Here is a 23,231-nt window from a genome sequence, read left to right on the forward strand (position 1 = left end):
CTTTCAGGGCTGAATTATTTATTTTTGTAACTCTTCAATTATGCTAAGGCTTTACACCGTAGTTTCACGTGGAACAATCGGTTTAAGATTGTAGATTACCGACTTTTGATTACAGATTTAAATCAAAAATCGGTAATCTTAAATCTGCGATCATAAATCTTACCTTCCCATATAAATCAACAATACCGAAACATCGCTTGGCGAAACGCCGCTGATTCTTGAAGCTTGAGAAATCGTTACCGGACGAATCTTACTTAGTTTTTGCTTTGCTTCAATTGACATTGATTTTATTTTATTATAATCAAAATTCTCTGGGATTTTTACATCTTCCAATCGAGTCAATTTATCAGCGTTGTTTCTTTCTTTTTCGATATAACCGGAATACTTCACTTGAATTTCGGCTTGTTCCAAAATTTCCTGATCCAAATCATTCTCTGCAACATACGTAGCGACCTTTTCGAATTTCATTATATCTTCCAAATCAATTTGTGGACGAGAGAAAACTTTAAACATTTTGTCTCCTTGAGTAATCAGGGCCGTATCTTTTGATTCTAAAATAGGATTTGCTTCTGCAACCGAAACACTCGTTTCTTTGAAGAAAGCCACCATTTTTTCAGATTCATTTAATTTGTGCTCCATTCTGCGTAAACGCTTTTCAGAAGCCAATCCAATTTCATGCGACATAGGTGTTAATCTAAAATCGGCATTATCCTGACGAAGTAACGTTCTGTATTCAGCACGGGAAGTAAACATTCGATAGGGTTCTTCTGTCCCTTTGGTAATTAAATCGTCAATCAAAACACCAATGTACGCTTCATCCCTTTTCAAAATTAACGGGGCTTTTTCATGCACTTTTAAATGCGCATTTATTCCGGCCATCAATCCTTGGGAAGCCGCTTCCTCATATCCGGTTGTTCCGTTTATTTGTCCAGCAAAATATAATCCTTCCACTAATTTAGTTTCTAAAGTATGTTTCAACTGTGTTGGTGGAAAATAATCATATTCGATTGCATAACCCGGACGGAAAAATTTCACGTTCTCAAATCCTACAACGGAACGCAACGCTTTAAATTGAATATCTTCAGGAAGCGAAGTTGAAAAACCATTTACATAAACCTCACACGTATTCCATCCTTCTGGCTCCACAAATAATTGATGTCTTTCCTTATCAGCAAAACGATTAATTTTATCTTCGATGGACGGACAATATCTTGGCCCAAGGCTTTTTATTCTTCCGTTAAACATTGGTGAACGATCAAAACCTTCTCTCAAAATATCGTGAACATCAAGAGAGGTGTACGTCATGTGACACGATTTTTGAATAACCAGTGGTGAAGTCACATCTGAATAAGAAAATTTATCTGGTTTAGCATCTCCTTTTTCTTCATTCATTTTAGAATAATCCAAAGAACGGCCATCCACTCTTGGAGGCGTTCCTGTTTTCATCCTTCCTGCTTGAAAACCTGCATTCACTAAATCTTCGGTAATTCCATAAGCAGCGCTCTCGCCTGCTCTTCCTCCACCAAATTGTTTTTCGCCAATATGAATCAAACCGTTTAGGAAAGTTCCATTCGTCAACACCACAGATTTAGATCGAATCTCCACTCCAAGCGAAGTGCGAATCCCTTTAATTTTTCCGTTTTCAATAATCAACCCTTTCACCATTTCCTGATAAAAATCAAGATTTGGAGTTCCTTCCAGCATCATTCGCCATTCCTCAGCAAAACGCATACGGTCACTTTGAACTCTTGGCGACCACATCGCAGGCCCTTTGGACTTGTTCAGCATCTTGAACTGAATAGCAGTTCTATCCGAAACAATTCCAGAGTATCCGCCCAGCGCATCAATCTCACGCACAATTTGTCCTTTTGCAATTCCCCCCATCGCTGGGTTGCATGACATCTGGGCAATATTCTGCAAGCTCATTGTTACCAATAAGGTTTTCGAACCCAAATTCGCAGCAGCAGCAGCAGCCTCAGAACCGGCATGTCCCGCACCAACAACTATCACATCATATTCATCTAGAAACATCTTCTTGTATGATTTAATCCTTCAATTGTATTCCGGATTGTAATTTTGAAATCTATTTTTGTTTTGTTCCACGTGAAACATTGCATTATAAAATCTGCCGGTTATAAAAATGTTCCACGTGAAACACTTCGGCTTTGCATACTAAAAAAGAATTACCGTTCCACGTGGAACAGCGCTAATTTTTCATCTTCTTTACTACGCATTAAGAGCTCATCGTCCTCACCTTTGTCTTTGTATCCACAGTAATGCAAAACTCCATGAACCAAAACACGCTTCAATTCATCTTCAAAAGGAACATTAAAATCAACAGCATTGTCTTTTACTCTTTCGACAGAAACAAAAACATCGCCACTCAACTCATTCCCCATCGTATAGTCGAAACTAATGATGTCTGTTAATGTGTCGTGATTAAGGTATTCTAAATTGATTTTATGCAAATACTCATCATCGCAAAAGATGTAGTTTATCTCTCCCTCTTTCTTGTTTTCTGAAGTAATAACATTAGACAACCAAAAAGCAATAGCTTCTTCATTGTCTAAATTAAAGTCGGTTTCGTAATTAAAATTGATCATTTTTTATTAAAATATTCTTGAACCTTTTGATTAAAATTCGAGCGCAAAGGTAAGGATTGTCTATTTAATATTTCTATGCTATTCAAATAATCTAATAAAGCAGCTGGCAGCGCATTAGATTGATTATTAAACTCCTTTTTATTGGTTTCTGATTGGCGCTTATTTTCCTCCCCTTGTTGTTGTAGAGCAGTATTTAATTTTAATAATTCCTGCTTCATATTTAGAATTTTTTGAAGGGTTTCGTTTTTAAATCCTTTGTTTAATAACTGCTTTTCAATTTGCTTCATTTGTTCCAAAGCATTTTTTCCATTACCTCCTAAACCTTGTTTATTTAGTTCATTTTCCAAAGCTTCACGCAACTGCTTTTGCTCTTTATAAATTTCCATTATTGCTTGGGCATCGCCTTCACCTCCATCGCCTTGTTGACTTCCATCTTCTCCAGATTTTTCTTCTTTACCGCTTTCCCCTTTTTGACCAGCATCTGGTTTCTGACCTTTTTTAATTCCTTCCTTCATCTTCTCACCTAAGCCTTCTAGTTTTTTTATAATATCCGGCAATTGCATTCCTTGTCCTTGACCTGGTTTTGGTTTTCCTGAACCCATTCCAGACAATGACATTTGCATATTATTAAGCATGTCACTAAGCATGTCTGCCAATTTATTCGCAGCAGCAAGAGAATATTGCTGATGGGATAATCCTTTAGGAACTAAAGCATCGGATAAACTCTCTAAAGATTTGTCAATATTGTAATGTACATTGCCAATTTCTTTAGTCACCTCTTCGGCAATTTTAGGATTTCTTAAAGACATCGCAAACAAACTATCATCTACATGTTTGAACTGTTGTTTTAAATCCTGTTGGATTTTAATGTTTTTATTATAACCTGGAGAACCTGCTTTATGACCTTTAAACTGATTCATTAAATCTTCTTGTGATAAAGAAAATGCCAATAAATTATCCAGAATTTGTCTCAACATAGCGACATCCTCTTGCAATTGTTCCTTCTCATTTCCCTCCAAAGTTTGTGCCATTTTCATTGCCATTTCTTTCATTTTTTTGGCAGCACTTTTTTGATTTGGTTTCGCCTTATCTTTCTTGTCTTTCTTCAATTCCTCAGAAGCTTTCTTTAAATCTTCATCGATACTTTTTTCTTTAGCGGCATCTTTAGGAAGATCCATTGGCGATTTTAATTCCTTGTTCTCCTTTTCTAAATCTTTTAAATCTTCTTGAATTTTGTCAAAATCTGAATTGATATCTTCTTGTTTCTCCAGTTTATTTTCTTTTTCGTCCTCAGATAATTTATTCTGCTTTTCTGAAAGTTTTTCCAATTTATCCCCTAATTGTTCCGCTTTCTTTTCTACATAATACTTCTTAGTCAGCTCGACTAATTGTTCTAAATTTTTAATTTGGTTTTTACTGTTTTGTTTAAATTTATCTAACTTGGAAAGTAGCTCTTCGTTTTTAATTTTATTATTCAGTTCTTTTAATTCATCCAATAACTTTTGGTTTTTATCCAAATCTTTATCGGCTTTATCCATTCGTTTTTGTAATTCTTCTTTTAACCCGTCCTTTTTATCGGTTTTGAATTTATCCAAATTATCTTTCATTTTCTCCGCAAACTGTTTCATCATTTCATCTTGTTGCTTTTGGCGTTTGATGAAATCATTTACTTTCTGTTGATCTTTAAATTCAAGATTGTCTTTTTCTTTTCCTGTTTTTTGCAATTTTTCAATTTCAGCAATTTGCTTCTCTTGGTTTTTTAAGGACTTTTCTAAACCGTTTGTATTTTCATTTTGCTGATGCAAAATTTCATCTTCTTTCTCTTCATCCGTGGAAACACGATTCGAGAAAACGGAAGATTTTGTGCTTTTAAAATGGTGAATGGCATCGTTGTCATACACTTCAAAATAATAGTCATACGAGACTCCTTGTTCTACCGGAAGATTACTCGGGAACGAAAATACAAATTGATCGACTGCTGCTTTTTTAACAGCAATTGTTCCACGTTTCGCAGTTTGTGGTTTGTTTCTTTCGTAATACACAATTTGAAGTTTAGACAATTCATAATCATCGGAGATTTGTCCTAAAACATAGTTCCTCCCGACCTTCAAACTGTCTGGCGCATTGTTTACAGTAATCACTGGAAACTGATCTTTGACAATTGTAAGCTGATAATTCAGTTTTTCGTAGTTTTTTACCTTATCATTCGAAGTAAGAATTTGATAATCTGTGTTTTGAAGTATATTTTTAGATAAAGTAAAGCTGTTTTCAGTTTTCGAAAAAGGAATATTAGACTTTCCGTCAATCCAATCTACTTTTTGTGTCGCTTGTGTATCCATTTTCCAAGTTACACGAGTTCCTTCAGGAATAATGGCGTTACCGGTTCCTTTAATTGTTTCCTGTTTTTTATTCAAATAAGACGGAAAATTCAATTGCATTTCGAAATTAGCAATCGAGGGAACCGTAATCACTTTCAATTCATAATCCGAAGAAGAAACTGAATTGCCCTCCACGTGGAACAAAATAGCTACAGAAGGCTTTAGAATTTTAAATTCAAACTCCCCTGCTTTCGTGTTTTCCATAAAATAACTTTCGTCACCAATGAAAATCATGGCGTTCTCAGGAACAATTTTTCCTTCGGTTTTAACTCGAAGTATAAAGTCTTTCCCTTGTTCGGTTTGCAGATTCGAATTTAAAACCACAAACTTAAAAGGAGCAGGAGGTAAAAAGGCCGAATTGAAATGCACTACTCTATTCAAACTTTGCGAAATCACATTGCTATTACCGGAAAAATAAAAGAAGGCAAAAAACAAAATAGGAATAATCGCCAACGGTAAATATTTCTTATTTGTATTGAAATTTATGGCATTGCCAAAAGGGATTGGTTGTAACGCATTAGCTTTTTGTTCAATCGAAGCCACAAGCAATTCCGATTTATTCTGATGACTATCAGAATCTGCCAACTGCAGAAAATTAGTCAGCTTGTCGCTCACCTCTGTAAAATGATTCCCAATAATTGCCGAAGCTTGATTGTAATCTATTCCTTTTTGGAGTTTGAATAATTTAAAAATTGGAAACAAAATAAATAGGGACAACAAGTACACTTCAACTCCCACAAAGACCCAAAATAAAATCGTTCTTCCCATTGGCTTAAGCCAAAGAAAATATTCGACGAAAAGCGTAAATAGAAAATACAACAACCCTAAACCGATAAAGAAAATGATTCCTCGTATCAATTCATTCGTGTAAAACTTTCTGATAAAAGCTTCCAGTTTCTGATAAATAAAATTTGACTGCTTCAAAATTTATAACATGTTTTTATAACCAATAAAAGTAACCATTTTTAAATTCAGTCCATGTTAAAAATATAATAATCGAAAAAAGGATTAATTTATACCATTTTACTTTTGATTTTTACTGTAATAAAAAAACATCCCGTCTCTTCGAGTGATTTTGAATAGTAATGCGACAGCTTTACTATTCAAAATTGTATCGAGAAGTTTACAACATCAGGGTTCTCGATACATTTTATTAAAAAAAGCTATCGCATTTTTTAATAAAACACTCGAACTGACGCACAGTTAAATTGATTTATCACAGTAAATTTAAAGCCTAAATGGTATTAGATTACTGGTTCACCATAAAGTTCACAAAAGATTAAATAAATATTGCTTGTCCGTAATAACGCCTAAATTTTTTTTAGCCACGAATTACACGAATTATCACCAATTTTAAATCAAAAAAATCTGTGCTAATCCGTTTAATCTGTATAATCTGTGTGCTATTTTTTGTTGCTAGGTAACATTGCGGACAAGCATAAAATAAATTAAACCATAAAAGGCATTTAAGAACATGTAAGGTTAGTATCGAATTAACTTAAATGACCTTAAATACCTTAAAAGGAAATTAAATAAAAGAGAACTTTGTGTCTTTGTGTCTTCGTGGCGAAAAGAACTTCTTATCTTTGCAAAAAATTTACAGCAATGTCTAAACAAGTTCGGGTGCGTTTTGCACCAAGTCCAACTGGACCTTTACATATTGGCGGAGTTCGTACCGCATTATTCAATTATTTGTTTGCCAAAAAAAATAATGGCGTGTTCTTCTTAAGAATTGAAGATACTGACCAAAACCGTTATGTTCCAGGTGCCGAAGAATATATCATGGAAGCACTGGAATGGCTGGGAATTGCACCAGATGAAACGATTAGAAAAAATGAGAAATTTGGTCCATACCGTCAAAGCGAAAGAAAACATTTGTACCAACAATATGCTGATGAATTAATCAATTCCGGTAATGCCTATTATGCTTTTGATACCGCAGAAGCTTTGGACGCAGAAAGAAAGCTAGAAGAAGAACAAGGAAAAACCTTTATATACAATCACCACAACAGAGAAAAACTGGACACTTCTTTGGTTATTTCTGCTTCAGCAACTGCTAAAAGAATTGCTGACGGTTCAGCTTATGTGATTCGTTTTAAAACTCCGGTAAACGAAACCTTGCATTTGCATGACATCATTCGTGGAGATGTAAAGTTCGAAACGAATCTTTTAGATGATAAAGTATTGTTTAAAAGCGATGGAATGCCAACGTATCATTTAGCCAATATTGTAGATGATCATTTAATGGAAACTTCTCATGTAATTCGTGGTGAAGAATGGTTGCCTTCCATGCCTTTACACGTTTTATTGTACAGAGCATTTGGTTGGGAAGCACCCCAATTTGCACATTTACCATTGATAATGAAACCTGTTGGAAACGGAAAATTATCCAAACGTGACGGTGACAAGATGGGATTTCCTGTATTTCCATTGGATTGGAAAACCGAAGAAGGCGTTTCATCCGGTTATAGAGAAAAAGGATTTTTCCCGGAAGCAGTTGTTAACTTCTTAGCTTTATTAGGTTGGAATGATGGAACCGAAAAAGAATTATTCACGCTGGAAGAATTAGTTGCTGCCTTCGATTTGAAAAGAGTTCATAAAGCTGGAGCTAAATTTGATCCAGAAAAAAATAAATGGTTCAATCATCAATATTTGGTAAAACAAGAAAATATTAGTTTAGCGAAATCCTTTGCTCCTATTGTAGAATCTAAGAATGTTAACCGCTATTACTCTTTGGTAGAACTGACAAAGATTGTTTCTTTAATCAAAGAACGCGCCCATTTTGTTTCTGAATTTTGGGAATTAAGTAATTTCTTTTTTGTCTCTCCAACATCTTACGATGAAAAAACACGGAAAAACTGGAAGGAAGAAACACCGACATTGATGGAAGAATTAATTTCTGTCATAGAAGAAATAACCGATTTTACTTCGATGAACATAGAAACTATTGTAAAAGACTGGATGACGAAAAACGAAATTGGAATGGGAAAAGTAATGCAACCGTTTCGATTGAGTTTGGTTGGAGCACTCAAAGGTCCTCACCTATTTGATATCGTGGAAGTAATTGGAAAAGACGAAACAATCAAGAGAATTCAAAAAGCAATAGCTACTTTATAAAAAAGAACCCTTTCAGAATTTGAAACTCTGAAAGGGTTTGATGACAAAAAGCTTCCAATCCTGAAATCTGGATTGGAGGCTTTTCTTTTATAAATAAAGAATCAAATTTCCATTTATAATTCCCGGATTACCTTTGAAATTTACTCCTAAATTTTTGTTTTTCAAATTTTCAAGCATGTTATTGATTCCATATTGATAGGAAACATTAACCCGGAAATGACGAACACCAAAAGTGATTCCAACTGTTGGATAAAAATTAAACTTGGAAATATCTACAATATCTTTGGCCAGCAAAGTAGTTCCTGAAATTATATTATTTTCATTTTCGCTATCTACTTTAAATTTTCCGTTTACTTGAACCAAAGGCCCAAACTCAACACTCAAATGATTTTCGATAAGTTTATAACTCAATTGCAATGCTATTTGAGCAGAAGCCAGTTTATAATTTACATCTTCATTTGCTAAAAAAAGACTTTTTGTAGCAACTGAAAAATTATTTTCACTAAATTGCATTGCGTAGACCATATCCCAATTATTATAGAAATTTCCTCGCATAGAAAGTCCGGCATTCCATCCTGTGGCAGGTTTAGTTTGGAAATTATTTGTGTTCAAAATAAATTGATTGACACCAAAACTAATCCCAATTCTGTTAGAATCCCTATAGTCATATTGAGCAAAAACAGTTATCGAAATCAAAATAAAAACTAAAGTAAGATATTTCTTTTTCATAAAATTAGATTAAACAAAGACAAACCTAAAGTTTTTTTGTAATTTAACAGTAATTTTTTAACTAAATTATTCTTACTATGGACATTCCATTAATTATTTTTCTCGTATTCGGATTATTTATTTTCCTTTCTGCTTTTTTTACCGTCAAGCAGCAAACCTCTGTTGTTGTTGAACGATTCGGAAAATTTTTAAGCATTAGACAATCAGGCCTGCAACTTAAAATTCCTTTAATTGACAGAATTGCCGGACGTGTCAATCTAAAAATCCAACAGTTGGATGTTATTATTGAAACCAAAACCAAAGACAACGTCTTTGTGAAATTGAAAGTTTCAGTTCAATTTATGGTCGTAAAAGAAACTGTCTACGATGCTTTTTACAAACTGGAATACCCACACGATCAAATTACGTCTTATGTGTTTGATGTGGTTCGTGCCGAAGTACCAAAATTAAAACTAGATGATGTTTTTGAGCGAAAAGACGATATTGCCATTGCTGTAAAAAGAGAATTGAACGAAGCGATGACTACTTATGGTTATACAATAATCAATACATTGGTAACGGATATTGATCCCGATATTCAGGTAAAAAATGCGATGAACAGAATTAATGCAGCGGATAGAGAAAAAACTGTTGCAGAATTTGAAGCAGAAGCATCTAGAATTAGAATTGTTGCCAAGGCCAAAGCGGAAGCAGAAAGCAAACGTTTGCAAGGACAAGGTATTGCAGACCAAAGAAGAGAAATTGCTCGTGGTTTAGTGGAAAGTGTGGATATATTAAACAGAGTTGGGATAAACTCCCAGGAAGCCTCAGCTTTAATTGTCGTAACACAACATTACGACACCTTACAAGCCATAGGTGCAGATACAAATTCTAATTTGATTTTATTACCCAATTCTCCACAAGCTGGAAGTGATATGTTGAATAATATGATTGCTTCTTTTAGCGCATCAAATCAAGTGGGCGAAATGATGAAGAAACGCAGCAGAAAACCAAAACCGAAAATTGATGAACCTCAAACGGGTTATCAAGCACCACAAGCTCCAGAAAATCCTGAAATAGAAATATAATAAATGGAGATATTTAAATAAAAAAGAGGCTTAATCGCCTCTTTTTCTTTTTGATAACCAATTTTTAATGAAAGGAACAGCCGTTTTTAGTATAAAAGGAACCGCTGTATTTATGATAGCCCCGTAAGGATTTGATGCAGCTGCAGCTGAACTATACGTTCCTAACAGATCACTTACAATGTTTTGTGGCGTAAAGCTTTCCTTAGTTTTTTTTAGACCAAAAACCAATTTTTGATAATTGATTTCTTTTTCAATCTTCAAAATTTCCAGTTCCCTATCAATTTGAGCATATGAAGAATATTTTTTGGTTTCCATAATTTAGTCGTTAAAAAATATTTCTGAAAATTTCTCCAAAATGGGTCCTTCAATGATTTTATCTTTAACCAAAAATAAAAGTCCCGTTGAAATAAGATAAATTCCTCCAACGATTAAAAAACCCAACGCATAACTATCCAAAGCTACACCTATTGCAAAAGCGGCAGCGATAGAACAAAATAACAAAACCATGCCGAAACACAATAAAATTAATGTGAATTTCAAAATCATGGTGGTCGATTTCATTGCAACTTTAAACCCCCTTAATTTATAATAAGACACATTGCTTTCAATGTACGCATGCACTTGGTCATGAATGTTCTCAGCATTTTCTTTTAATTCTTCAAAAGCCATGTTTTTGTTTTTAATATCAATTAGTTAGTATCAGTAACCAATATTATTTTTGAAGTTTGGCGTTTTGTTCTTTCAATTCCGCCAATTTTGTTTCTAAAAAAGAAATCACGTCTTCTGCTTTATGACTCACATTTGAAATCAAATCTTCATAAGTATCTTGTAGATCGTATTTTTTGTCACAAGAAAATTTGCTTTTCAATTCATTTGATGCATTTTCGAATTTATGTTTTAAATCTCTTTTGGCATCATCATAACCATCTTTAAATTTTTCTCTTGTTCTTGTACCTTTATCCGGAGCAAACAAAATTCCAATCCCGGCTCCAATGGCCGCACCAGTTAATAAAGCTATTAATGTATTTCCCGCGTTATTCGACATGATATTCCATTTTTAATTGTTAATAATCTAAAATTACGAATTTTATTAACATATAGCTGTTAACAAGCCGTTAATTTATTTTAAACAAGGTTAAAAAACGAAATAAAACACGCTATTGAAACAAATCTTTAACAAGTATATTGGAACTCGTAAAACTCAAAAAAAGGCTTTAAATCTAATTTATTTAAGTTGTTTTTAATTAATAAATCTTATAATAAATTGAATTATAATAAAAAACATCAATAATAAAAAAAGCGCCTTATAAAAAGCTCTTTTCATTGTTAAAATCTATATTTTAAATTATGTCTTATAATTTTAGATTATTTAATAATTCCAAAACTTTTTCTGTTTTTTCTGTTTTTTTTAATTCTGAAAGTTGAGTTTCGAAAAGACTGAAATTATTCAAATCATTTTGCAAATTCTGAATAGCCAAAATTCTAACGGCAGCCATTTGACTTTTTAATGACATCGTATATAATTTTGTCAAAGACTCTACTTCGATATCTTTCACTTTTACTTTATCTGAATAATGCAAAATCAAATTAGAAAACAACAATGAGTTATTGTCATTTTTAATATTTTTGACAATTGTCTGAATGATTAAACTGTAATTATCAATACTTTTTATGTTATCAACAATACGATTTATAATCAAATTAGCATTGTTTTCGTCCTTTTCTTTTACATATTTATTGATTTCTTTTTGAGTATTCATCAATAAATTTTCTTCTTTCTTGCCTTTTTCTTCCCATGCATCTTTCAATCCAACGGTTTTATTAAAGACAATTTTACCTTCGGTAGTATCTTTATCAACATTGAAATAACCCAAACGTTGAAATTGGAATTTTTCTCCTGATGCAACAGTTGCTAAACTTGGTTCAACAAATCCTTTTGCAATTTGTAAAGAACTAGGATTCATAAACTCCAAGAAATTTTTCTCCTTATGACTGTCTGGTGCTTCATCAATAAATAAACGATCATACAAACGAACCTCCGTCTCAATTGCATGTTTTATAGAAACCCAATGCAAGGTTCCGGCCACTTTTCTTTGACTGGCTTCACTCCCACTTCCGCTTCGACTGTCTTCATCGTACGTTACATGAATTTCAATACTATTTCCTGCAGCATCTTTTACAACACTTTCTCCTTTAATGATATACCCATTTTTAAGACGCACTTCTCTGCCTAAACTCAATCGGAAAAATTTAGCCGGAGCTTCTTCTAAAAAGTCTTCTCTTTCAATGTATAATTCTCTTGAAAAAGGAACTTTTCTAAATCCTGCACTTTCATCTTCCTGATTATTTTCAGCTTCTAACCATTCTTCTTTATCTTCAGGATAATTTATAATCACCAATTTTATTGGATCTAAAACTGCCATAACTCTTGGAGCTGTTTTGTTTAAATCTTCACGTAAACAAAATTCCAAAAGTGAAAAATCAATTATATTTTCTCTTTTGGCAACACCAATTATATCACAAAATTTACGAATAGAATTCGCTGTATATCCTCTTCTTCTCAATCCTGAAATAGTAGGCATTCTTGGATCGTCCCAACCATTTACAATATTTTCCTGAACCAATTGCAAGAGTTTTCGCTTGCTCATTACGGTGTAATTCAAGTTCAAACGAGCAAACTCATATTGATGTGGTCTCACTTTTGAGTCATCGTAAATCTGGTCTAAAAACCAATCGTATAATTCACGGTGCATTACAAATTCAAGTGTACAAATAGAATGTGAAATTTGTTCGATATAATCACTTTCTCCGTGTGCATAATCATACATTGGATAGATATTCCAATCATTTCCTGTTCTATGATGATGACGGTGTAAAATACGGTACATCAATGGATCACGCATCAACATATTAGTCGAAGTCATATCAATTTTAGCACGTAAAACATGACTTCCTTCAGGGAAATCACCATTTTTCATTCCTTCGAATAAAGTAATGTTTTCTTCAACTGAACGGTTTCTATAAGGTCCATCAACTCCAGGTTGAGTTGGCGTTCCTTTTTGAGCAGCCATGTCTTCAGAAGATTGACTGTCTATATAGGCTTTTCCATTTTTAATCATGGCAACCGCCCATTCATATAACTGCTGAAAATAATCAGAAGAATACAATTCTTCGGTCCAATTAAAACCCAACCATTTCAAATCTTCTTTGATTGCATCTACATATTCCTGCTCTTCTTTGGCTGGATTCGTATCATCAAAACGCAAATTAACTGGCGCATTGTACTTTAATCCTAAACCAAAATTTAAGCAAATGGATTTAGCGTGACCAATGTGTAAATACCCATTAGGCTCAGGTGGAAAACGAAAACGTAATTTATCTTGTGGAAAACCATTAGATAAACTGTCTTCAATGATTTGTTCTATAAAATGGAGTGATTTTTCTTCGGTTGACATTTTTTTGTTTAATTTTAGCAAAGATAAAAAAAGTTTAAGGTTTAAAGTTTAAAGTTTCTCTGGAAACCTATAAAAAGTTAAAAGTTAGCACCACCAACCTTAAACCTTAAACTTTAAACAAAAATTTATGGGATTTATAAAACTAAAAAATATTAGAACCTACTCCTATCATGGCTGTTTGATTGAGGAAGGAAAAATTGGTTCTGATTATTCAGTTGATTTAAAAGTTAAAACAGATTTGAGACAATCTTCAATTACTGACAACCTTGTTGATACGGTTGATTATGTATTATTAAACCAAATTGTAGTTGAAGAAATGGCTATCAGAGCGAACTTACTAGAACATGTTGCACAACGTATTATAGCAAGAATTTTGAAAGAAGTTCCAGAAATTTCGAGAGTTATTCTAGGTGTTTCAAAATTAAATCCTCCTATTGGTGGTGACGTTGAAGCGGTTACAATAGAAATGGAAGAATATAGAAGTTAAATTAAAAATATTTCAAAGGGTTTAATAAATATTTTTTGAAATTTTTAAACTTTAAACTTTTAAACATTAAACTTTTTAAGTACTTTTGCCATCCGTTCAACTACGGCGTCGTGGCCGAGCGGCTAGGCTGGGCTCTGCAAAAGCTCCTACTCCGGTTCGAATCCGGACGATGCCTCTAAAACCTTCAAAGCAATTTGGAGGTTTTTTTATGGCTAATTTTTAAGAAAAATTAAATAAAGTTTTAGTTCGAATCCGTCCCGAAGCTTCGGGAGATACCTCTAAAACCTTCAAAGCAATTTGGAGGTTTTTTTATGGCTAATTTTTAGGGAAAATTAAATAAAGGTATAGTTCGAATCCGTCCCGAAGCTTCGGGAGATACCTCTAAAACCTCCAAAGTAATTTGGAGGTTTTTTTATGGCTAATTTTTAAGAAAAAATATAAAACATTCTCTATTGTAAACCATTAAGATATTTAGAAAATTAAATTTCATTAATAAATATTATGCTTATCGGCAATGTTACCTAGCGGCTAAAAATAGCACACAGATTATACAGATTAAACGGATTGGCACAGATTTTTTGATTGATTAATTTAAAATTAGAGTTAATTCGTGTAATTCGTGGCAAAAAACTTTTTTAGGTATTATTACGGACAAGCATAATATTTATTAATGAAACTTAATTCTTTAAAACTAAAAAGCACTTATATTCAATTTTATTAAAGTAAAAACTAAAATGGTATAAAATATTCGATAGTAAAAAAGCCTTGATTCTATATATTTAGAATCAAGGCTTTACTATTTTAATAAAGGAAAATAAGAGTTAAAATCTTTTATTTCTCAATTTTTTCGAATGCATTTTTTACCATTTCTTTTTCTTTTGGAAACCATCCTTGTGTTATTAAAACTATCCCAAAAACCATCATCACGATACTGATTCCTTTCTTAATTTTAAGGATATTATTCGGTGTTAATTTTCTTTTTAATTGTTTGGCCAATACTATTTTGATGGAATCAATAAGTAAATAAGATAGTATTACACTAATAAAAAAAGTTGTCATTCTAGACGTTTGCATTTCTAATTTTGGTCCTACAGAAATAATAATGGCTAACCAAAAACCAAGAACTCCAATATTGATAATATTTAATAAAAATCCTTTTAAAAAAAGACTTCCATAATTCTTTCTTATAATCTCATTATCTATTGCTTCAGTATTTATTTTTTCTTCTTTTTTTAATCTTACAAAGGAAATTATACCGTAAACTAACATCAATATTCCTCCAAAAATAAAAAGAGCGGGTTTATCTTTTAAACTTTGAATTAATCTGTAACTGCCTAAATATGCTATCCCAATGAAAACAATATCGCCTAAAACAACTCCTAAATCAAAAACTAATGCGGCTCTAAACCCTTTTATAATACTCGTTTCAAGTAAAATAAAAAAAACAGGACCAACCATAAAACTTAAAAAAATTCCCCAAGGAATACCGGATAAAATATCGTTTATCATTAAAAATTAAAATTTATCAGAATAGAATTGCAAAACTATTATTTTTCTATGATTGTACCACCAATGAAAACTTCTTTATTAATTTGTTTTGGTTTTCCATAAATGTAAATCGAGCCACCAGCTTTCACTTTTGCATCAACTAAAGCGGTAGCATAGATTTCTGCTTTTCCTCCTGCAGCAACGCTTATTGATGTTTGCGAAGTATGCAATTCACTTGCTTTCAAAATTCCTCCAGATGTAATAACAACATCTTGATTTAATGCTTTTCCTGATAATTCAATTATTCCTCCTGCATTCGCTTTTACATTCACTTTATCAACATTTATATCAATGTTTATTTCTGATCCGGCTTTCGCATTCAAATCCAATATGGTTTGTTTGAACGTTGCTTCTCCTGAAATGTAACTTCCCTCGTTTGCAACAATACTTTCAATGTTTTTAAAATACAGTTTTACCACAATGTTATTACCTGATAATAATTGTGGAAATGGCATTCTGATTTTTAATTCCCCATTTTTATTTACTGTTTCCACTTCATCCGCTCTGTCCCCTGTTATAACAACTTTATTTTCTGAGGATGAAATTAATTTTACATTAATTTTATCAAATACTTTCAATTCATCAAAATCTCCTAAGTTTCTGGTTACTTGGGCATTTGTTATTTGGCTTAATAATACAAAAGCAATAATCACTAATTTTTTCATTTTTTTTACTTTAATGGTTCTTCAATTCTTCTTAAAAAATTAAAATCCAGTTGTTTTTTAACTAAATCGGCATTTTTTACTTTAACGTAAATTTCATCTCCTAATTGTAATAGTTTACCCGAAGTTGCGCCTGTTAGTGCATATTGTTTTTCGTCAAATGTGTAGTAATCGTCTTTTATATCTCGAATTCTACACATTCCTTCACATTTATTCTCTATAATTTCTACATAAATTCCCCATTCAGTAACACCGGAAATTACTCCTAAAAATTCTTGATCCTGATGATCTTGCATGTATTTTACCTGCATATATTTAATAGAATCTCGCTCCGCATTTGTAGCCAACCCTTCCATAGTTGAAGAATGAACACATTTCGTTTCATACGTTTCTTCATCTACAGATTTTCCTCCATCCAAATAATGCTGCAACAATCGATGTACCATTACATCCGGATAACGACGAATTGGTGATGTAAAATGGGAATAATAATCAAATGCTAAACCGTAATGCCCTATATTATCAGTAGAATATTTGGCTTTACTCATACTTCTGATAGCCAAAGTATCAATTAAGTTTTGCTCTTTTTTACCATTGACTTCTTCCATTAAAGCATTCAATGATTTTGAAATATCTCCTTTATTACGGAAATCAATTTTGTAACCAAACTTTGCAATTACTGTTTGCATAGCAATTAATTTATCTTCATTTGGTTCATCGTGAATCCTATAAATAAAAGTTTTCTTTTGTTTTCCAATGAATTCTGCTACTTTTTTATTAGCCAAAAGCATGAATTCTTCAATCAGATGATTGGCATCCTTTGAAACTTTAAAATAAACTCCCTGAGGTTCACCATTTTGATCTAAATTAAATTTTACTTCTACTTTATCAAAAGAAATTGCCCCTTCGGCCATTCTTCTTTTTCTAAAAATTTTAGCTAATTCATCGAGTTTTAAAGTAGCTGATACAATTTCCTCAGCAACTTGATATGAACTTCCAGTTATTGCAATTTCTTCCGGAATAATATCGTCTTTCGTCTCTATGATATATTGCGCTTCTTCGTAAGAAAATCGTTGGTCTGAAAAAATTACTGTTCTACCAAACCACTGATTGACCACTTGTGATTTTTCAGTAATTTCGAATATAGCTGAAAAGGTATATTTTTCTTCATTTGGTCGTAATGAACAAGCAAAATTCGATAATACTTCAGGTAACATTGGTACTACTCTATCCACTAAATAAACTGAAGTAGCTCTTTGATACGCCTCATCATCCAAGATTGTTCCTTCTTCAAGATAATATGAAACATCGGCAATATGAATACCAATTTCGTAATTACCATTTTCTAATTTTTTAAATGATAAGGCATCGTCAAAATCTTTGGCATCTTTTGGATCAATCGTAAAAGTCAACGTATCACGCATGTCACGACGTTTGGCAATTTCACTTGCTTCTATCGATGTATCTATTTTTTGAGCATAGGTTTCCACTTCAATAGGAAATTCAGCTGGCAAACCATATTCAGCAAGAATAGCGTGAATCTCCGTATCATGTTCTCCTGGTTTCCCTAATACTTTAATTACTTTTCCAAAAGGACTATCCGCTCTGTCTGGCCAATCTTCAATATGAACTAAAACCACATCGCCTTGCTCTGCGGCTCCTATTTTATCTTTTGGAATAAAAATATCCGTGTACATTTTTGGATTGGCTGTAGAAACAAAAGAGAAGTTTTTCTGGATATCAATGACACCCACAAAATCAGTTTTATTTCTTTCAATCACTTCAATCACTTCACCTTCAGGTCTTTTCCCTTTTCTTCTATTGTAAACATATACTTTTACAATATCTTTATCTAAAGCGTGATTTAAATTATTGGTTGGAATGAAGACATCTTCTTCTAAATCTGGACAAACAAAATAAGCTGTTTTACGACCTGTCATATCAATCTTACCTTCGTAATAATCTTTACTGACTGCTTTTACTAAATATTTTCCAGGTTCTGATTCTATAATTTTATTTTGAGAAGCCAGAATCTTCAAATCTTTTATAATTTGATTTCTGCTTTGGGTATCATCGAGTTCCAGCTTTGCACCTATTTGTTTATAATTGAATGCTTTATTAGCACTTTGCGACAATATTTTTAATATTTTATCAGAGAAATCTTTCTCTTTTTTGATCGGCTTTCTTAATCTTTTACTCATACATCTTTTCTTATAGCGTATAAAATTACGAAATAGTTAATCGTTATCAATAAACGGTTAGCAGTTTTAAAGAAAATATAACTTTACAGAATAGTTGTATCTTTATAAAAACAATTAAAATGGAAGAATTTCAAACCATTGCTATTTTTAATTATTCGCATGAAATTGTAGTTCTGAAACATATTTTAGATCAAGAGGAAATCCCTTATTTTTTTGAAAATGAAACTACATTATCCGTGGCTCCTTTTTATTCAAATGCTTTAGGCGGAATTAAATTAAAAGTTCATCTAAACGATTTTGAAAAGGTTCAGGAAATTTTAGATCATTTGAATAACAATCTAACCATCGTTTAATTCAATTTGAATGTTTTATTTTTCAAAGTTGTCAACATATATTAATATAAACAAAAAGAAAAATTAAATTTAAATTATTTTTTTGGTTGTTATTATAGCTTGTTAATAGCTACAATAAATTTATTTTAAAAGGTATTGAAATGAAGTTTAAAGTTGTTATACCGACTTATCAACAATACTATTTTAGGGTAAAGGATTAGTTTTAAAGTGTTTTTAAATTTTAATTAACAATGGTTAATAATTCTAATAGAATTGTTTTTGTAAATAAGTACTTTTTGAATTTTTGTTGATAAACTACTTTTTTATAATGATAACTATTCTAAAAATTCAACAAACAAAATTTGGATTTCTAATGTGGGTTTTGGATTACTTATTTTTTGGTTACAACCAAAAAAAACTTCTAATATTCTATCCAAAGTTATGAACATCTTATGTTGATATAAAGTTAACTGAATATCAAGCAATTAAGTTTTGCTATTAACAATGTGAAAAATTAACATTTTAAATATAAAATCTACATTGATCCACAGCTATTTATAGATTTATTAGAATTGTTAATAAAGCCTAATCAAATAGCAATCTGATAGTTATAGCATCTACAATTTACTTTAATTTTTAATGACTTATTTGAATTGAATTAATCTATTAAAGAAAGCGAGATTTAAATTCAACAAAACTAAATTTCTTTATTTAAATTTGCACCATACAACTTAACATATTAAAAATGAAAATATCCATAGGAAACGATCACGCTGGTCCAGAATACAAACACGCCATTGTTGAAATGTTAAAAGCAAAAGGACATGAAGTAACTAATTATGGAACTGATTCTGCAGATAGTGTAGATTATCCTGATTTTGGCCGTCCGGTTGCTATAGATGTTTCTGAAGGAAAGGCTGATTTTGGAATTGTTATTTGCGGAAGCGGTAACGGAATTTCAATGACAGTAAATAAACAGTCTAAAGTACGTGCTGCTTTATGCTGGATGAAAGAAATTGCAGTATTAGCCCGTCAACATAATGACGCTAATATTATCAGTATTCCTGCACGTTACACTTCAATTCCACAAGCAGTAGAAATGGTGGAAGCTTTCTTGGATACTAAATTTGAAGGAGGAAGACATCAAACAAGAGTGAATAAAATTAGCTGTTAGTAACTATTTTTTCATAAAAATAAAATAATCCAACCGCAATTAAAATCTGGATAATTACAATTTTGTAAAACTTAAAAAGATAGTATTTTTTAGAAGTTTTATGATTGAAAATATACATGGCTAATGCCGAACCAATTGTACCGCCAAAAGCAACAAATGTTAAAAGGGTTTCTTCGGAAATCCTTTTTTTATTGGCAATTGCTAATCGTTTATCATATGCAGTAATTATAAAAGTTAAAATATTCAAGATTAAAAAACTATATAATAAAGTCATAATTGATTATAAATTTCAAGTTTAAAGCTATTATTTTAGCTAAAAAATTAATTAGACGATTTCATTTTTTTCTAATTAAACATTTTTCAAGTTAAAACATTTAAAATTATCTAATTACAGGATGACTAATATACAATTTATAGCTACAGCTGTTACAACAGCCGCAATTAATATTCAGAATACGGTTCAATTATTACATGAGGATTGTACGATTACTTTTATTTCACGTTATCGAAAAGACAAAACCGGTAATCTGGACGAAGTGGTAATTGAGCAAATTGCCAAACTGCAAAAAGAATATGAAGTTATTGTAAAACGCAAAGAAGCGATTTTAAAATTAATTCAGGAACAAAATGCGCTTAGTCCAGAATTAGAGAAAAAAATCCAGCAAAGTTTTGATTTACAGGAACTGGAAGATTTTTATCTGCCATTCAAAAAGAAGAAAAAAACCAAAGCCGATGTCGCTCGTGAAAACGGATTAGAGCCTTTAGCGAAAATCATCATGGCGCAAAATAATGATGCTATTGATTTTATTTCAACACAGTATTTGAATGAAAATGTGATTAATGAAGAAGCGGCGCTACAAGGTGCCAGAGACATTATTGCGGAATGGATTAATGAAAATATTTATGTTCGAAAACAACTCCGAAGATTGTATCAGCGAAAAGCTACAATTACCACAAAGGTTGTAAAGACCAAAAAAGAGGATGAGAAAGCACAAAAATTTGATCAATATTTTGATTGGTCGGAACCATTAAGCAAAACGCCATCTCATCGTTTATTGGCCATGCTTCGTGCCGAAAATGAAGGTTTTGTGAAAATGAAAATCGAAGTTGATACGGATGAAGCCTATGATATTATTGATGAATTGATTTTAAAAAGCCAAAATAGCACAACGCCTCATATACAATTGGCAATTGAGGATAGTTTTAAAAGATTATTAAATCCTGCGATTTCAAATGAAGCTTTGCAAGAAGCAAAAGCCAAGGCCGATGCCAATTCTATTCAGGTTTTCGCGAATAATCTTGGACAGTTATTATTAGCACCGCCTTTGGGTGAAAAACGAATTCTGGCGATTGATCCAGGATTTAGAAGTGGTTGCAAAGTGGTTTGTCTGGACGAAAAAGGGGATTTGTTATACAATGAAACCATTTATCCGCATGCGCCTCAAAAAGAGGAAGCGATGGCAATGAAAAAAATCCGTTCGATGGTCAATTCTTATAAAATTGATGCGATTTCCATAGGAAACGGAACAGCTTCCCGAGAAACGGAATTCTTTATCAAGAAAATAGCTTTTGACAAACCAGTTCCCGTTTTTATTGTTTCTGAGGCCGGAGCATCTGTTTATTCCGCATCAAAAATTGCCAGAGAGGAGTTTCCCGATTATGATGTTACGGTTCGTGGTTCGGTTTCTATAGGGCGACGATTGAGTGATCCATTGGCTGAATTGGTGAAAATTGACCCTAAAGCCATTGGCGTAGGCCAATACCAACACGATGTGGACCAAAATAAGTTAAAAGAGGAATTGGATAACACGGTGATTCGCTGCGTGAATTCTGTTGGGATAAATATCAATACGGCGAGTAAACACTTGTTGAGTTATGTGAGTGGAATAGGAGAGAAGTTGGCCGAAAATATTGTGCAATATCGCTCTGAAAACGGTCCTTTTCAAGACCGAAAACAACTCAAAAAAGTACCTCGCTTAGGTGAAAAAGCGTACCAACAAGGGGTTGCTTTTATTCGAATTTCGAATGCAAAAAATCCATTGGATAATTCAGCAGTGCATCCGGAAGCCTATGGAATTGTGGAAAAAATGGCAAAAGATTTGAAATTGACGGTGAATGATTTGATTGGGAACAAAGAAAAAACGGCTTTAATAAAACCAGAGAATTACATTACCCCAGAAATAGGTTTGCTAGGTTTAAAAGACATTATCAAAGAACTTGAAAAACCAGGATTAGACCCCAGAAAATCAGCCAAAGTATTTGAATTTGATCCGAATGTAAAAACGATAAAAGACGTAAAAACGGGAATGATTTTGCCAGGAATTGTGAATAACATTACCAATTTTGGTTGTTTTGTGGACATTGGAGTAAAAGAAAGTGGTTTGGTACATATTTCACAACTCAAATCGGGTTTTGTGAGTGATGTGAATGAAGTAGTGAAATTACACCAACACGTTCAGGTAAAAGTGACGGAAGTCGATGAGGAAAGAAAGCGTATTCAGTTGAGTATGATAATATAAGAATAAAAAAAAGCCTTTTCAAATTATGAAAAGGCTTTTTTTTATTTTGTTTCTTCTTCTTCTTCTTTTTTATCAGCTGGCTGACTGTCTTTAGCAGCGTTTTTGAATTCTTTTATTCCGCTTCCTAGACCTTTCATTAGTTCTGGAATTTTTTTACCTCCAAAAAGTAATAAAACAATAGCCAATATAACAAGGATTTCTGTAACACCTAATCTTCCCATGATTGAATAATTTATTGCCGTAGCAAATTTGTAATAAATCTAAAGACAAAGGTATATAGAATTAGTTAATAGGAACTCATTTTAATTCATTTATTTGGTTTCAAAAGCGTTAAAAATTTATTAAAAATAAATTCAGGTTAAGAATAGCGGTACAAAAGCAAGCGAATACAATCAATGACAATAATTGTTATATTTGTTGAATAATAAAAAAGGATGTCCAAAAAACGGCTAAAACGGCGCAAACTTAAAGAAAATCTCTTCAATAAAAGACGTTTAATAATTTTAAACGAGGATACTTTTGAGGAAACGTTTTCTTTAAAACTTACTTTGATGAATGTCTTTGTGTTTGCTTCTTTGAGTACAATAATTATTATAACGATTACCACTTTTATCATTGCTTTTACACCTTTACGTGAATTTATTCCGGGATATTCTTCTTCTCAACTTAAAAGAGATGCAACCCAATTGGCTTTAAAAGCAGATTCTTTGTCTTATGCTTTAAAGAAAAATGAAGCCTACATTAAATCAATTCAAAAAGTATTAACAGGAGAGTTGGAATACGCAAAATTCAATAAAGATTCCATTCTTGCAGCAACTGAAGAAGTTCAGCCTCCAGTGGATTTATCTGCTTCAAAAAAGGAATTAGAATTAAGAGAACAAGTGGACAAAGAAGAGAAAAATCCCCTCCCAGCCTTCCCGAAGGGGAGTAGCAGAAAAACGAAATAAAAAAACATCTTT

20 protein-coding genes and 1 tRNA gene are annotated in these 23,231 nt (G+C 32.3%); 8 read left to right on the forward strand and 13 right to left on the reverse strand.

Going from position 1 to position 23,231, the window contains the following annotated elements:
• Positions 1-159 precede the first annotated feature (159 nt).
• From mnmG to ACNO7W_RS12050, 3 genes are all read right to left on the reverse strand, one after another.
• Positions 160-2,031 (reverse strand): tRNA uridine-5-carboxymethylaminomethyl(34) synthesis enzyme MnmG, encoded by a 1,872-nt coding sequence (gene mnmG, locus ACNO7W_RS12040; RefSeq protein WP_417938326.1) that lies wholly within the window; start codon positions 2,029-2,031, stop codon positions 160-162.
• A gap of 152 nt (positions 2,032-2,183) precedes the next feature.
• Positions 2,184-2,603, reverse strand: a complete 420-nt coding sequence (ybeY, locus tag ACNO7W_RS12045; protein WP_143387278.1) for an rRNA maturation RNase YbeY — start codon at positions 2,601-2,603, stop codon at positions 2,184-2,186.
• A complete protein-coding gene (locus ACNO7W_RS12050; protein ID WP_417938327.1) occupies positions 2,600-5,905 on the reverse strand; it encodes a hypothetical protein in 3,306 nt (1,101 codons plus the stop codon). The genes ybeY and ACNO7W_RS12050 overlap by 4 nt, the downstream gene beginning before the upstream one ends.
• Positions 5,906-6,586: 681 nt before the next feature.
• Here ACNO7W_RS12050 and gltX point away from each other — a divergent pair.
• Positions 6,587-8,098, forward strand: coding sequence for a glutamate--tRNA ligase (gene gltX / locus ACNO7W_RS12055; RefSeq protein ID WP_417938328.1), 1,512 nt, complete (start codon positions 6,587-6,589; stop codon positions 8,096-8,098).
• An 87-nt stretch (positions 8,099-8,185) separates the two neighbouring features.
• Here gltX and ACNO7W_RS12060 read toward each other — a convergent pair whose 3' ends face one another.
• A complete protein-coding gene (locus ACNO7W_RS12060) occupies positions 8,186-8,827 on the reverse strand; it encodes a PorT family protein (RefSeq protein WP_417938329.1) in 642 nt (213 codons plus the stop codon).
• A 77-nt stretch (positions 8,828-8,904) separates the two neighbouring features.
• Here ACNO7W_RS12060 and ACNO7W_RS12065 point away from each other — a divergent pair, with 77 nt between their 5' ends.
• A complete protein-coding gene (locus ACNO7W_RS12065; RefSeq protein ID WP_144064534.1) occupies positions 8,905-9,894 on the forward strand; it encodes an SPFH domain-containing protein in 990 nt (329 codons plus the stop codon).
• Between the two features lie 30 nt (positions 9,895-9,924).
• Here ACNO7W_RS12065 and ACNO7W_RS12070 read toward each other — a convergent pair whose 3' ends face one another.
• From ACNO7W_RS12070 to ACNO7W_RS12085, 4 genes are all read right to left on the reverse strand, one after another.
• A complete protein-coding gene (locus tag ACNO7W_RS12070; RefSeq protein WP_417938330.1) occupies positions 9,925-10,209 on the reverse strand; it encodes a DUF6327 family protein in 285 nt (94 codons plus the stop codon).
• Positions 10,210-10,212: 3 nt separating this feature from the next.
• On the reverse strand, positions 10,213-10,563 hold the full coding sequence (locus tag ACNO7W_RS12075) for a phage holin family protein (RefSeq protein WP_143387285.1): 351 nt from the start codon (positions 10,561-10,563) through the stop codon (positions 10,213-10,215).
• Between the two features lie 43 nt (positions 10,564-10,606).
• On the reverse strand, positions 10,607-10,939 hold the full coding sequence (locus tag ACNO7W_RS12080; protein WP_417938331.1) for a YtxH domain-containing protein: 333 nt from the start codon (positions 10,937-10,939) through the stop codon (positions 10,607-10,609).
• A 307-nt stretch (positions 10,940-11,246) separates the two neighbouring features.
• Positions 11,247-13,349 carry a glutamine--tRNA ligase/YqeY domain fusion protein gene (locus ACNO7W_RS12085; RefSeq protein WP_417938332.1) on the reverse strand — a complete coding sequence of 701 codons (2,103 nt, stop codon included), beginning with the start codon at positions 13,347-13,349 and terminating at the stop codon, positions 11,247-11,249.
• Between the two features lie 127 nt (positions 13,350-13,476).
• Between ACNO7W_RS12085 and folB the strand changes: the two genes are divergently transcribed.
• Both folB and ACNO7W_RS12095 read left to right on the forward strand, forming a co-directional pair.
• On the forward strand, positions 13,477-13,836 hold the full coding sequence (folB, locus tag ACNO7W_RS12090) for a dihydroneopterin aldolase (protein WP_143387288.1): 360 nt from the start codon (positions 13,477-13,479) through the stop codon (positions 13,834-13,836).
• Between the two features lie 104 nt (positions 13,837-13,940).
• Positions 13,941-14,011 (forward strand) — tRNA-Cys (locus tag ACNO7W_RS12095).
• 656 nt (positions 14,012-14,667) lie between these two features.
• Here the strand turns inward: ACNO7W_RS12095 and ACNO7W_RS12100 are convergent.
• Genes ACNO7W_RS12100 through rnr form a run of 3 tightly spaced genes read right to left on the reverse strand, consistent with a single transcriptional unit; the run spans position 14,668 to position 18,247 of the window.
• Positions 14,668-15,345: a LysE family translocator gene (locus ACNO7W_RS12100; RefSeq protein WP_143387289.1), complete on the reverse strand. Its 678-nt coding sequence runs from the start codon at positions 15,343-15,345 to the stop codon at positions 14,668-14,670.
• A gap of 38 nt (positions 15,346-15,383) precedes the next feature.
• Entirely contained in the window at positions 15,384-16,049 is a 666-nt protein-coding gene (locus ACNO7W_RS12105; RefSeq protein WP_417938333.1) for a head GIN domain-containing protein, read from the reverse strand.
• Between the two features lie 5 nt (positions 16,050-16,054).
• Complete coding sequence (gene rnr / locus ACNO7W_RS12110; RefSeq protein WP_417938335.1) at positions 16,055-18,247, reverse strand: ribonuclease R; 2,193 nt, start codon at positions 18,245-18,247, stop codon at positions 16,055-16,057.
• 119 nt (positions 18,248-18,366) lie between these two features.
• Between rnr and ACNO7W_RS12115 the strand changes: the two genes are divergently transcribed.
• A complete protein-coding gene (locus ACNO7W_RS12115) occupies positions 18,367-18,600 on the forward strand; it encodes a DUF2007 domain-containing protein (RefSeq protein WP_143387292.1) in 234 nt (77 codons plus the stop codon).
• Between the two features lie 724 nt (positions 18,601-19,324).
• Positions 19,325-19,753, forward strand: a complete 429-nt coding sequence (rpiB, locus tag ACNO7W_RS12120) for a ribose 5-phosphate isomerase B (RefSeq protein ID WP_143387293.1) — start codon at positions 19,325-19,327, stop codon at positions 19,751-19,753.
• Here the strand turns inward: rpiB and ACNO7W_RS12125 are convergent.
• Positions 19,743-20,027 (reverse strand): DUF1294 domain-containing protein, encoded by a 285-nt coding sequence (locus ACNO7W_RS12125; RefSeq protein WP_235890187.1) that lies wholly within the window; start codon positions 20,025-20,027, stop codon positions 19,743-19,745. The two genes, rpiB and ACNO7W_RS12125, sit on opposite strands and share 11 nt — an antisense overlap.
• Before the next feature lie 121 nt (positions 20,028-20,148).
• Here ACNO7W_RS12125 and ACNO7W_RS12130 point away from each other — a divergent pair, with 121 nt between their 5' ends.
• Complete coding sequence (locus ACNO7W_RS12130) at positions 20,149-22,272, forward strand: Tex family protein (protein ID WP_417938337.1); 2,124 nt, start codon at positions 20,149-20,151, stop codon at positions 22,270-22,272.
• Between the two features lie 41 nt (positions 22,273-22,313).
• Here the strand turns inward: ACNO7W_RS12130 and tatA are convergent, their stop codons facing one another.
• A complete protein-coding gene (tatA, locus tag ACNO7W_RS12135; protein ID WP_417938338.1) occupies positions 22,314-22,493 on the reverse strand; it encodes a twin-arginine translocase TatA/TatE family subunit in 180 nt (59 codons plus the stop codon).
• Between the two features lie 213 nt (positions 22,494-22,706).
• Here tatA and ACNO7W_RS12140 point away from each other — a divergent pair, with 213 nt between their 5' ends.
• The gene (locus ACNO7W_RS12140; protein ID WP_143387297.1) at positions 22,707-23,219 is read left to right on the forward strand and encodes a peptidase; all 513 of its coding nucleotides are present in this window, start codon (positions 22,707-22,709) and stop codon (positions 23,217-23,219) included.
• Positions 23,220-23,231: the final 12 nt, after the last annotated feature.

It is taken from the genome of Flavobacterium sp. ZB4R12 (assembly GCF_048276375.1).
Lineage (GTDB): Bacteria > Bacteroidota > Bacteroidia > Flavobacteriales > Flavobacteriaceae > Flavobacterium > Flavobacterium gawalongense.

Coding starts and splice junctions, on each gene's coding strand:
- ACNO7W_RS12140 (WP_143387297.1), top strand. CDS start 22,707: ATGTCCAAAAAACGGCTAAAACGGCGCAAACTTAAAGAAAATCTCTTC.
- ACNO7W_RS12080 (WP_417938331.1), bottom strand. CDS start 10,939: ATGTCGAATAACGCGGGAAATACATTAATAGCTTTATTAACTGGTGCG.
- ACNO7W_RS12060 (WP_417938329.1), bottom strand. CDS start 8,827: ATGAAAAAGAAATATCTTACTTTAGTTTTTATTTTGATTTCGATAACT.
- rpiB (WP_143387293.1), top strand. CDS start 19,325: ATGAAAATATCCATAGGAAACGATCACGCTGGTCCAGAATACAAACAC.
- ACNO7W_RS12105 (WP_417938333.1), bottom strand. CDS start 16,049: ATGAAAAAATTAGTGATTATTGCTTTTGTATTATTAAGCCAAATAACA.
- ACNO7W_RS12085 (WP_417938332.1), bottom strand. CDS start 13,349: ATGTCAACCGAAGAAAAATCACTCCATTTTATAGAACAAATCATTGAA.
- tatA (WP_417938338.1), bottom strand. CDS start 22,493: ATGGGAAGATTAGGTGTTACAGAAATCCTTGTTATATTGGCTATTGTT.
- rnr (WP_417938335.1), bottom strand. CDS start 18,247: ATGAGTAAAAGATTAAGAAAGCCGATCAAAAAAGAGAAAGATTTCTCT.
- mnmG (WP_417938326.1), bottom strand. CDS start 2,031: ATGTTTCTAGATGAATATGATGTGATAGTTGTTGGTGCGGGACATGCC.
- folB (WP_143387288.1), top strand. CDS start 13,477: ATGGGATTTATAAAACTAAAAAATATTAGAACCTACTCCTATCATGGC.
- ACNO7W_RS12100 (WP_143387289.1), bottom strand. CDS start 15,345: ATGATAAACGATATTTTATCCGGTATTCCTTGGGGAATTTTTTTAAGT.
- ACNO7W_RS12075 (WP_143387285.1), bottom strand. CDS start 10,563: ATGGCTTTTGAAGAATTAAAAGAAAATGCTGAGAACATTCATGACCAA.
- ACNO7W_RS12130 (WP_417938337.1), top strand. CDS start 20,149: ATGACTAATATACAATTTATAGCTACAGCTGTTACAACAGCCGCAATT.
- ACNO7W_RS12125 (WP_235890187.1), bottom strand. CDS start 20,027: ATGACTTTATTATATAGTTTTTTAATCTTGAATATTTTAACTTTTATA.
- ybeY (WP_143387278.1), bottom strand. CDS start 2,603: ATGATCAATTTTAATTACGAAACCGACTTTAATTTAGACAATGAAGAA.
- ACNO7W_RS12070 (WP_417938330.1), bottom strand. CDS start 10,209: ATGGAAACCAAAAAATATTCTTCATATGCTCAAATTGATAGGGAACTG.
- gltX (WP_417938328.1), top strand. CDS start 6,587: ATGTCTAAACAAGTTCGGGTGCGTTTTGCACCAAGTCCAACTGGACCT.
- ACNO7W_RS12115 (WP_143387292.1), top strand. CDS start 18,367: ATGGAAGAATTTCAAACCATTGCTATTTTTAATTATTCGCATGAAATT.
- ACNO7W_RS12065 (WP_144064534.1), top strand. CDS start 8,905: ATGGACATTCCATTAATTATTTTTCTCGTATTCGGATTATTTATTTTC.